The sequence below is a fragment of the Xanthomonas albilineans genome, assembly GCF_009931595.1.
Taxonomy (GTDB): Bacteria; Pseudomonadota; Gammaproteobacteria; order Xanthomonadales; family Xanthomonadaceae; genus Xanthomonas_A; species Xanthomonas_A albilineans.
On record NZ_CP046570.1, the window covers coordinates 2252534 to 2262995 of the forward strand.

At 63.8% G+C, this 10462-nt stretch carries 7 protein-coding genes and 1 pseudogene; 1 reads left to right on the forward strand and 7 read right to left on the reverse strand.

Features of this window, described 5'->3' with window-relative positions; translation table 11 throughout:
* Positions 1–150: 150 nt before the first annotated feature.
* Positions 151–459 carry a flagellar basal body protein gene (locus XaFJ1_RS09415; protein WP_012916441.1) on the reverse strand — a complete coding sequence of 103 codons (309 nt, stop codon included), beginning with the start codon at positions 457–459 and terminating at the stop codon, positions 151–153.
* 132 nt (positions 460–591) lie between these two features.
* Positions 592–823 (reverse strand): annotated as a pseudogene (locus XaFJ1_RS16180) (hypothetical protein); the annotation flags it as partial.
* 233 nt (positions 824–1056) lie between these two features.
* On the opposite strand from XaFJ1_RS16180, the gene XaFJ1_RS09425 reads away from it, so the two are divergent.
* Positions 1057–1470, forward strand: coding sequence for a hypothetical protein (locus tag XaFJ1_RS09425; RefSeq protein WP_152625071.1), 414 nt, complete (start codon positions 1057–1059; stop codon positions 1468–1470).
* A 117-nt stretch (positions 1471–1587) separates the two neighbouring features.
* On the opposite strand, the gene XaFJ1_RS09430 is transcribed toward XaFJ1_RS09425, so the two are convergent.
* From XaFJ1_RS09430 to XaFJ1_RS09450, 5 genes are all read right to left on the reverse strand, one after another.
* Positions 1588–3918: a S9 family peptidase gene (locus XaFJ1_RS09430; RefSeq protein WP_045756917.1), complete on the reverse strand. Its 2331-nt coding sequence runs from the start codon at positions 3916–3918 to the stop codon at positions 1588–1590.
* 93 nt (positions 3919–4011) lie between these two features.
* Positions 4012–5583, reverse strand: a complete 1572-nt coding sequence (locus XaFJ1_RS09435; protein ID WP_012916444.1) for an APC family permease — start codon at positions 5581–5583, stop codon at positions 4012–4014.
* A 106-nt stretch (positions 5584–5689) separates the two neighbouring features.
* On the reverse strand, positions 5690–7528 hold the full coding sequence (locus XaFJ1_RS09440) for a DUF885 domain-containing protein (protein ID WP_012916445.1): 1839 nt from the start codon (positions 7526–7528) through the stop codon (positions 5690–5692).
* A 136-nt stretch (positions 7529–7664) separates the two neighbouring features.
* Positions 7665–8873 (reverse strand): M24 family metallopeptidase, encoded by a 1209-nt coding sequence (locus tag XaFJ1_RS09445; protein ID WP_012916446.1) that lies wholly within the window; start codon positions 8871–8873, stop codon positions 7665–7667.
* Positions 8870–10462 (reverse strand): aldehyde dehydrogenase family protein, encoded by a 1593-nt coding sequence (locus XaFJ1_RS09450; protein ID WP_012916447.1) that lies wholly within the window; start codon positions 10460–10462, stop codon positions 8870–8872. Before XaFJ1_RS09450 ends, XaFJ1_RS09445 begins: the two co-directional genes overlap by 4 nt.

Here is a 10462-nt window from a genome sequence, read left to right on the forward strand (position 1 = left end):
ATCCTCGGATGTAGGTAATCGTGCATCGTGCGCTGCGCGTGCCGCAGCGTCTTGCGTGCTGTGCCGAGGATCGATGCGGAAAACCGCATAGCCGCAGACGTCACCGCGCTACCGCGACGCGGCACGCGCAGGATGAGGCGACAGGACGTCTCAGGCGAGGACGTCGAGCAGATGCCCGAGGCTGTCGTCGGCCGCGCGCAACACCCGGGCATTAGCCTGGAACGCGTTGCGCGCGGACAGCCCGCCGACCATGTCATCGACCATGTCGCTGCCCTGCCCGTCCGCCACCTGCACCTGGCTGACGACACCGCCGCCAGCCGACTCATGATCCACCGGCACCGCGCGTTGGAAACCGTCGGTGGCGAGATTGGCGATGTTGTTGGCGCGCACCTGCAAGCCGGACGCCGCGGCGCGCATGCCCGAGAGCGCGATCGAAGACGACGAGGCGATGGAGGTCATGACATGCCAACCGGCGGAAGGGAGTTTGTAAGCCTATCGGCAGCGGCAACCACAACTTGAGTGCGAACGCGGGATGCGGAAGCGAGCAGGCTGCCATGCACCGTCGCGTTTGCACGCCCCGCGTCCCGCGCCTCACTTCGGCAGCGGCCGTGTCACCCCAGCATTCCAGCGCGGCGTCGGCTCACCCAGCAGATGCCGCACGAAGAAGTCGTGCTGGAGCCGTTGCACTTAATCAATAGAAGCGATGGAACGGCCGACGGGATATTCGCCGTCCGGCATGTATGGCACGTATGGCACGTCGAAGTCCTTGCCAGCCTTGATCAACACATCCATCCAACTGCGCGGTCGAGGCTTGGTCGACATTGCGACCTGTATGCAGAGGATCGCAATAGATCGCCACCACGCTATGGCTCAACCAAGTGCGACGATTCTGTTTGATCGGTTGAAAGGCCATTCGACAGACGCGCAATCAAGTCACTTGACGCCTACGGAATGAGTTGCTAAAAAACAACATAAGTACTTGAAATATGTAGGAAATATGTCGGTGCTTATAAGGCTTAGCAATGCGTTCAACACATCATCACTATGAGAGAAAAAATGAAAATGTATAAAAAATCAATCGTAGCATGCGCGCTGCTCTCTGTTGCTGGAGCAGGCAATTGCGGAATAAGTGAAAGATCCTGGTTTTTCATGCCGAATGAAACAGTAACTTATGACTTCACCAAAACAAGAGAATATTTTAATATGGGCATAGAGGCAGGATGCGACTCATTTAATCCCACAAAATCTTCATTCATCATCACATATTCAGGTACGCCTGAAGCAGAAAAAAGGCTATACGTCGAAACCAACGACAAAAGCAATGTTATACACGACAAAAATCTAAAGACGTTCTACGTGAAAGATGCCACCCAAATTGCAGTGGGATTCCCTTACGGCGGAACCTACAGCATTACAAATGTAACACCCACAGCTATCAAAGGCACCCAATGTGACGCCGGATATTATTAAAATAAATAATTTAATAATTTTCAAATGATTCAATGTCTCCGCGTGCAGGCGCTTCACGTCTGCACGCACTTGGACGCAAGGCGAGCATCACTGACAATTTCCGCAGGCACGGCCGGCTTATCGCGCAGACCAGCTATCCAGACCATTCCACCGCGGCGTCGGTTCACCCAGCAGATGCCGCACGAAGAAGTCGTACTGGCGCCGCTGCACATAATCGATGGGACCAGTGGAACGGCCGACGGAATGTTCGCCGCCAGGCACGTTGAGCAGGTCGAAGTCCTTGCCGGCCTTGATCAGCGCATCCACCACCTGCGCGGTCGAGGCCGGGTCGACATTGCTGTCCTGCTCGCCAACGATCAGCAATAGATCACCACGTAACTTGGCCGCATTGTCCACGCCGGAGGCGCGCGCGTAGCTGGCGTCCACCGGCCAACCCATCCACTGCTCGTTCCAACTGATCTTGTCCATGCGGTTGTCGTAGCAGCCGGCATAGGCCACGCCCACCTTGTAGAACTCCGGGTGCCGCTCCAGCGCACCAAGCGTGCTCTGCCCGCCAGCCGAGGCCCCGTAGATGCCGACGCGACCGAGATCGTAGGACGGGTCCTGCGCGGCCAGCGCCTTGTGCCAGGCGACGCGGTCGGGGAAACCGGAATCGCCGAGGTTTTTCCAGGCCACATCGTGGAAGGCCTTGGAACGGTTGGCCGTGCCCATGCCGTCGATCATCACCACGATGAAGCCCAGGTCCGCCTGCGCCTGCATGCCGATCTGCTTGTCGCCACCGGAGTGATAGCCGAACGGCCAGAAGGTCTTGGGCACGAAGGAATCGTGCGGACCGGCGTAGATGTTCTCGATCACCGGGTATTTCTTGTGCGGATCGTAATCGCGCGGACGCACCACCATGCCCCAGATATCGGTGCGCCCATCGCGGCCCTTGGCGACGAAGGTCTGCGGCGCGCGCCAGCCAGCGGCCTGCAACTTGCCGATGTCGCCGCGTTCGACCACTTGCAGCAGCGCACCATCGATTGCATGCAGCTCCATCACCGGCGCCATGTCCGGACGCGAATACACGTCCACGTAATGGCGGCCATCCTCGGCGATGGTCACGTCGTGGTCGGCATCGGCGTCGGTCAGGCGCGTCAGCCGGCCGCCGTCGAAGTCCACCGCGAACAACTGCCGGTTGTAGGGATCCTTGCCCGCATCCATGCCGCTGGCGCTGAACCAGATGCGCCGTTGCGCATCATCCACCCGCAGCACATCGCGCACGATCCACGCGCCGTGAGTGATCTGGGTCTTGACCTGGCCGGTGACGCCATCGAACAGATACAGATGGCGCCAACCGTCGCGCTCGGACACCCACAAAATCTCCTTGCCCAGCCCATCTACATCGTGGCGAAAGCTGCGCTCGGCATTGACGAAGGTCTTGGCATCCTCGCTCACCGCCACATGCGCGCGACCGCTGGCGGCGTCCACCGCGATCGCGCGCATGTGCTGGAAACCACGCTGCACCTCATCGAAGACGAAGCTGGCACTATCGCCACGCCACTGGATCGGCGACAACTGATAGGGATTGGCGAACAGCGCATTGTCGATGACAGTGCGCCGCGCCGCGCCACCGCTCGCCACCGCGGCGATGTCGAACAACACCGGACGCTCGATGTCCACCGCATCGCCGGGCTTGGGATACAGCTGGGTGCGCACCAGCGGCTGACCGCCGCCCGGTGGTGCCGCCTCCACCCGGGTCACCTGCCGCGCAAAGCCGGGGCGTACCCGGTACAAGGCCAACCGTTGCGAATCCGGCGACCAGGCGATGGTCTCCGGGTCGTAGAAATCGTCGGCACGGCCGTCCTCGGCCAGCCGCCACACCCGTCCATCGGCCCGCGCACGCAGCACCACCGCATTGCCCTGGACGTATGCTTCCCAGCGTCCATCGGGCGAACGCCGCGGGGTATCGTCGGCCGGTCGGGTCAGATCGCGCACCACGCCAAAACCGCGTGGCCGCGGCTGCGGGCCGCGATCGGCACGCGTGCAGACATACGTAGTCACGGTGCAGCGCCACGGCGTCTCGTCGATCTCGAACGCAATCGCCGCCTGCGCATTGTCGCCCTCGGCTACATAGGCGAAACGCTCGAACGGCAGGCTCAGCGTCGGAAACGTGGTTCCCGTCGCAACACCCAGCGCGCGCGCCAACCGCACCTGGTCGAACGCCGGCTGCTTGCGCTGACTGACCACGTCCTCAAGGACGAAGGCGAAGCCACCCGGCACCGTCTTGCGGTAATAGAACGCGCCAGCGTCGCGCCACTGCGCCGGCCAGGTCACGTTCTCGGTCAGGCCGATCCACGCCTCGCGCAAGCCCAGCGAGCGCTGGTAATCGGCCACGCTCGGCGCGGCCTGCACGGCGGCGGCGAAGCACGCGGCGGCGCCTACGATCATTGCAACAACTCTGTTCATGCTTTCCAATCCACAGCGAATTCGCACTTTCTCACAGCAACGGCAGCACCGAGTGTGACGCCATCTGCCGCTGCAGCAATGCAGACGGCTCGCCTATTCCCCGTCGTCCTCTTCGAGCGCCAGTGCCTCGCTAGGCAGGCCGGTACATGCACCCCAGTAGTAGCAGCCCAGCGCGATCACCGCCACGCTCAGCGTGTCCCAGGGATGGGCGATCTGCCCAGTGCCACCGAACGTGCCAAGAAACGACACCAACAGCACCAACGCAAAGAACGCGATCAACCACAACACACCACGCACCTGTTGCCACAGACGCATCCGACCAGCAGCGTCGGGCAGCCGATAGAGCACGTACAACACGAACATCGCGATCTGTAGCCCGAGCAGCCACGACAGCGTGCTCCAGGTGGACCAGTACACGATCAAAGCGGCGACGATGAACGACAGCGGGCCGAGCAGCGCCATGCCGCGCAATCGAAACGGACGTGGCATGTCCGGTGCGCTGCGCCGCAACGCGGCCACCGTCACCGGCGCCACCGCATAGCTCAGCACCAGCGCCGCCGACACCACCTGGATGAGGGTTTCCCACGAAGGGAACGGCAAGGTCCAGAACACCGACAGGCCCAGGCTCAGCCACAACGCCGGACGCGGGATGCCGGACGCCGCATCGACCCGGGCCAGCACCGGCAGGAAACCGCCGCTGCGCGCCCAACCATAGACCACACGCGGCGTGGCATTCATGTAGATGTTGCCGGTGCCGCTGGGCGAGATCATCGCATCGCAGATCACCAACGCCGCCAGCCAGCCCATGCCCAGCGCCAGCGCGATATCGTGGTACGGCAGTGAGAACACCTTGTCGATGCCGCCCCACCCCTGCGCCAGGTGCTGCGCCGGCACCCCGCCCAGGAACGCCAACTGCAGCAGCACGTAGATGATGGTGGACAGCGCCACCGACAGGATCAACGCGATCGGGATATTACGCTGCGGATCGCGCACCTCGCTGGCCACCGAGACGATCGGGGTCAAACCGAGGTAGGCGAAGATGATGCCGCCAGCGGAGATCGCCATCTCCACCCCGGCCGCGCCGAACGGGGCGAACCCCTGCACGTGCAGGTTGCGCGCATCGAAGTGCGCCATCAACAGCACGATCACCAGCACCGGCACCAGGAACTTGAACACGCTGACGATATTGTTGGCGGTGGCGAAGGTCTTGACACTGTAGTAGTTGAGCAAAAAGAACGCGACCAGCAACGCCAGTTGCAACAGCCAGCCCGCGATGCTGGGATGGGTGCTGCCGGCCTGACTGAGCCACGGGAACCACGCCGCCGCATACTGCCGCGCCGCTTCCACTTCGATCGCGATCAGGCTGGAGAACGCGATCAAGGTGATGAAGCCCATCAGCCAGCCGAGCAAGGCGCCGTGCGAATACTCCGGATAACGCACCACGCCACCGGCGCGCGGCAAGGCCGCGCCCAGCTCGCAATAGACCAGGCCCAGCACCAAGACCGCCACGCCGCCAGCGATCCACGACACGATGCCGGCCGGGCCGGCCATCGCCGACACATGACTGGCCGAAAACAACCAGCCGGAGCCGAAGATCGAACCGAGTCCAATGAAGGTCAGATCGGTCAGGCTCAAACGCTTGTGGAATTTACCTTGTGTGGCCATGGTGTCCCTCGCTGAATCTCGGTTGCATTGGCGAATCACCGAGGCATCGCCTTTGCACACGACAGCGCACGGCGGCGACGCCCCATTCGCCATGGTGACGCACGCGTCACTGTGTCGGCGCAGCGTCCACCGCGTCGGCCCACGGCGATTTGCCACCTTCGGCGATGAAACGCGCGATGCGCTGCTCCAGGACCGGCAACGGCACCGAGCCGGTTTCCAGCACCGCATCGTGGAAAGCGCGGATGTCGAATTTCTCGCCGAGCGCCCGCTCGGCCTTGCGCCGCAGTTCCAGGATCTTCAATTCGCCCAAATAGTAGGACAACGCCTGACCGGGCCAGCCGATATAGCGATCCACCTCGGTGGTGATCTCGTGTTCGCTGAGCGCGGTGTTGTCGCGCAGATAGGCAATCGCCTGCGCGCGGGTCCAGCCCTTGTGGTGAATGCCGGTATCGATGACCAGCCGGCACGCACGCCACATCTGATAGGTCAGATAACCGAAGCGGTCATAGGGCGTGTCGTACATCCCCATCTCCTGCCCCAGATATTCCGAGTACACCGCCCAACCTTCTCCATAGGCGGAGATAAAACTGTAACGACGGAAGTCCGGCAATCCGCGTTGCTCGGCGGCCAGCGGCATCTGCAGCGCATGTCCGGGCGAGGATTCGTGCAGGGTCAGCGCAGTGAGGTTGTACAGCGGTCGCGACGGCAGATCGTAGGTATTGACCAGATAAATCCCCGGACCACCACGACCACCAGTGTAGAACGGCGCCAGTTCCGGCGGCACCGGCTCGATCGCGAAGCGCTGGCGCGGCAATCGACCGATGTAGTCGCCAACCTTGGCATCCACGCGCTTGGCAATCCATGCCGCATCCTTGAGCAACTCCTCCGGCGTCTTGGCATAGAACTTGGGATCGGTGCGCAGATAGTGCAGAAACGCGGGGAACGTTGCCTGCCCGGCCGGGGCGACGAAGCCACTGGCGGCGATGGTCTGGTCCATCTGTGCGCGCAGCTTGGCGACCTCCTTCAGCCCGATGGCATGAATCTGCTCCGGCGCCAGGTCCAGCGTGGTGAATTCGCGGATCTGCGCGCGGTAGTACGCCGCACCATCCGGCAACGCCTCGGCGGCCAGTGTGGTGCGCGCCTTGGGCTGGTACTCCTCGCGCATGAAACGCAGCAGCCCGGCATACGCCGGCACCACGCTGTGGGCGATGGCATCCAATGCCTTTTGACGCAATTTCGCCTGCACCTGCGCCGGAATGCTGGCCGGCATCTGCTTGAACGGGGCATAGAACGGATTGGCCTCGCCTGCGGCCTGCGCCACGTCGGCGATGGACTGGTCGCGGCCGGTCAGGGTCACCTGTGGCTGACTGAAGCCACGCGCCAGACCGGCGCGCATGTTGACGATCTGGTCATCGAAATAGCGCGGAATGTCGGCCAGGATCTTCAAGTAGCGCTGGTAATCCTCACGGGTATGCATGGTGGAGCGCGCACTGAAGCCAAGATCGCTCCAAAACGAGGTATCGCTATTGAACGGCATCTCCCAGACATGGAAGCGCTGCTGGTCGAGCAGAACCACGATCTGCTCGCGATACACCTGGTAATCGACCTGTTCCTGCGCCGACAGGTCAGCCGGCTTGATCGCGTCCAATTCGTGCAACACCTGCTGCCAATAGGCAGTGCGCTGGTTCTGCGTCGCCAGGTCCACCTTCGGCAAATGGTCGGCGGGCGCGGCCTTACCGTTTTCGTCGTCGGCACCGGCAGATTGCGCCTGCCGCCACGCCCACTCGCGCTGATACAGCGCCTTGAAGCGCGCACTGGCCTCACTGACATTATGAGCCGGCGTCGCCACCGTCGGCGCTGCCGCCACGGCCATGCCGCTGTGGCAAACAACAGGGCAGACCAACGCCAACGACAATGCTGCGCGAAATGGGGGACTCAGACGCATTACGATTTCTCCGATGGAGCAGACAGATCGGCCGCGCCAGCGACCGCCAGGAAGGATAAACGTTCGGCAAAAGCAACCACCACCGGCATGTGTCGCATGAGCCCGCGCCGGCACATGGCGCGCATCGACACCCGCATCAGGCGAACGGGCGGTCGATCGCCAGCGACGGCGGCGTGAACCACTGCGCGCCCGTGTCGGTCACGTAAAAGTGATCCTCCAGGCGCACACCGAATTCGCCCGGCACCACGATCATCGGCTCGTTGCTGCAACACATCCCCGGCGCCAGTTCCAGCGCATTGCCGCGTACCAGATACGGCGCCTCGTGGATGCTCATGCCACAACCATGACCGGTACGATGCGGCAGCCCCGGCAAGCGGTAATCCGGGCCGAGACCAGCACGCTCCAGTACCTCGCGCGCGGCGGCGTCCACCGCGGCACAGGCCACGCCGGGACGCACGGCAGCGAACGCCGCCGCCTGTGCGGCATGCTCCAGTTGCCAGATATGCCGCTGTTTTTCGCTGGGTTCGCCAAAGATGTAGGTGCGGGTGATATCGGAGTGGTAGCCCTGCACGGTGCAGCCGGTGTCGATCAACACCAACTCGCCGGGACGCAAGGCCTGCACACCCGGGATGCCATGCGGAAACGCGGTGGCGTGACCGAACTGCACGATGCAGAATGTGGATCCGTTGTCGGCGCCTAGCGCACGATGCGCCTGGTCGATGAAACGGGTCAGTTCCGCGGTGGTGATGCCTTCGCGGATCAACCCTGCTGCCAGACGCTGCACGTGCAAGGTCATGTCGCACGCCTGTTGCATCAGCGCCAACTCCGCCGCCGACTTGCGCATGCGACAGCCGTCCACGATCGGCGCCGCGTCGCGGATCGCGACCGTACCCAGCACCGCCGACAAGCCGGTATGCACGGCGAAGGCCACGCCCGGGTCCAACGCCAGGGTCTGCGCATTGCATTGCGCCAGAGCCTCGGCGACCCGTGCGTGCGGATCCTCGTGTTCCTCCCACAAACATTTGCGCACCGGCAGGCACAGCACCGCATCCAGCGAACCTTCCTCGAACGCCGGACAGATCAACAACGGATCGCCCGTGGCGGTGAGCAGCATCGCCACCAGCCGCTCACTCGCGCCCCACGGCACACCGGTGAAATAGCGTAACGACGCACCAGCGCCGATCAATAACGCATCCACACCGTGGTTGCGCATCAATGCGCGCGCATCGGCCAGACGCTGCCGGTACTCCTGCACCTGGATCGGCGGCGCACGGCGCGGCCACGGCGCCAGCTGCGCGTGCGCCGCCTCCAGGCTTAATCCACCGATTTGCACCGGGTCGCTCATGCACTGCGCTCCACGTCGGACACACTCCAGTAGCCGTCGATCAAGCGCTGCACTCCACCAGGATTGCGGTCGCGCAGGACGATCGGCAGCATGTCGTCGGGCACACCGTCGTAGCTATGCAAGGCGGCGAAGCGGCGAATCGCCGCCGGCATGCCGACCGCAGTGAAACCCGGGTGGCCAGTGCTCGGATACGGGCCACCATGATTCATCGCCGGACTCACCGCCACGCCAGTGGGCATCTTGTTGCAGATCAAACGCCCGACACGCGGACGCAACGCGGTGATCAGTGCGGCGCAAGCCAGGTCGTCACTACCGTCGGCGGCGCGGTACACCGTGCCGGTGAGATTGCCTTCGAAGCTGCGCGCCAACGTGGTCAGCTGCGCCAGCCGACTGCTGCGCACGATCAGACTGACCGGCCCGAACGCCTCGGTCTGCAGGGCCTCGGGCTGCTGCAGAAACACCTCGGCCGACACCTGCAACAAGGTAGGTGCATACCGGTAGCCAGGTGTCGCCGGCGCCTCGCCGCCGGCCAACAGTGCGGCACCGGCGTCGCGCAGCGTGGCCACGCTGCGCTGCAAGTGCTCCAACACCCCACGCGAGAACAGCAGCGCTGGCGCAGCGGCGGCGAAGTGTGCGCTGGCCGCGGCAACAAAGGCATCGCCAGCATCGCCTTCCGGCACCACCACAATGCCCGGATTGGTACAGAACTGGCCGCTGCCCATGGTGCATGAGGCAAAGAACTCCTGCGCCAGCGCCGCACCGCGCTCGGTCAACGCACCAGGCAACAGGAACACTGGATTGACACTGGACAGTTCGACATAGGCCGGCACTCCGGCACGATCGGCAGCGGCCTTCAGCGCCAGGCCACCGGCGCGGCTGCCGGTGAAACCGATCGCACCCAGCCGCGCATCCCCGGCCAATTCCAGGCCCAGGGTCGTGTCGAAGTGGTACAGCAACTGCACCGACGCCGTCGGCAGGTCGTGATCCAGCAACGCCTGGTGCGCAAGCTGCGCCAGACGCTGGCTGGTGGACGGATGCGAGGGATGTGCTTTGGCGATGACCGGATTGCCTGCGGCGATGGCCGAAGCGAAATCGCTGCCGGCCACCGCGTTGAACGCGAACGGGAAGTTGTTCGGGCCGAACACCAGCACCGGCTTGTGCAACGGCCCCAGTTGCGCACGCAAGCCGGCAGCGGTATCGATCACCGGCTGTGTCCAACTATGGCTGCGGACCGCCTGCGCAGCTTGGCGCAACTGGCCGCTGGCGCGCGGCAACTCCACCTTGGCCAGGCGCGGCTCGACCGGCAAGCCGGTCTCGGCATGCGCCAACGCGACCAAGCACTCGCCATCGGCATCGATCGCGGCGGCATAGGCATCCAGGAACGCGGCGATGCGATCCGGCTCGGCCGCGGCCAGCGCGTCGGCAACCAATGTCGCCGCGCTCAAGGCCGCTTCCAGGTCGGCGGCGCCGCTGACGGGAAACTCCGGACCGAACGCCGTGCCATCGCGCGGATCCTCGGCGCGGAAACGACCACGCTCTTCCAGCGAAGGCTGCCAGCGGCCAGCGAGCAACAGCGGTTGCATGCTCAT

Bases quoted from the DNA above. Each gene is read 5' to 3' on its own strand.
- XaFJ1_RS09450 (WP_012916447.1), bottom strand. From the start codon at position 10,462: ATGAGCATGCAACCGCTGTTGCTCGCTGGCCGCTGGCAGCCTTCGCTG.
- XaFJ1_RS09425 (WP_152625071.1), top strand. From the start codon at position 1,057: ATGAAAATGTATAAAAAATCAATCGTAGCATGCGCGCTGCTCTCTGTT.
- XaFJ1_RS09415 (WP_012916441.1), bottom strand. From the start codon at position 459: ATGACCTCCATCGCCTCGTCGTCTTCGATCGCGCTCTCGGGCATGCGC.
- XaFJ1_RS09435 (WP_012916444.1), bottom strand. From the start codon at position 5,583: ATGGCCACACAAGGTAAATTCCACAAGCGTTTGAGCCTGACCGATCTG.
- XaFJ1_RS09430 (WP_045756917.1), bottom strand. From the start codon at position 3,918: ATGAACAGAGTTGTTGCAATGATCGTAGGCGCCGCCGCGTGCTTCGCC.
- XaFJ1_RS09445 (WP_012916446.1), bottom strand. From the start codon at position 8,873: ATGAGCGACCCGGTGCAAATCGGTGGATTAAGCCTGGAGGCGGCGCAC.
- XaFJ1_RS09440 (WP_012916445.1), bottom strand. From the start codon at position 7,528: ATGCGTCTGAGTCCCCCATTTCGCGCAGCATTGTCGTTGGCGTTGGTC.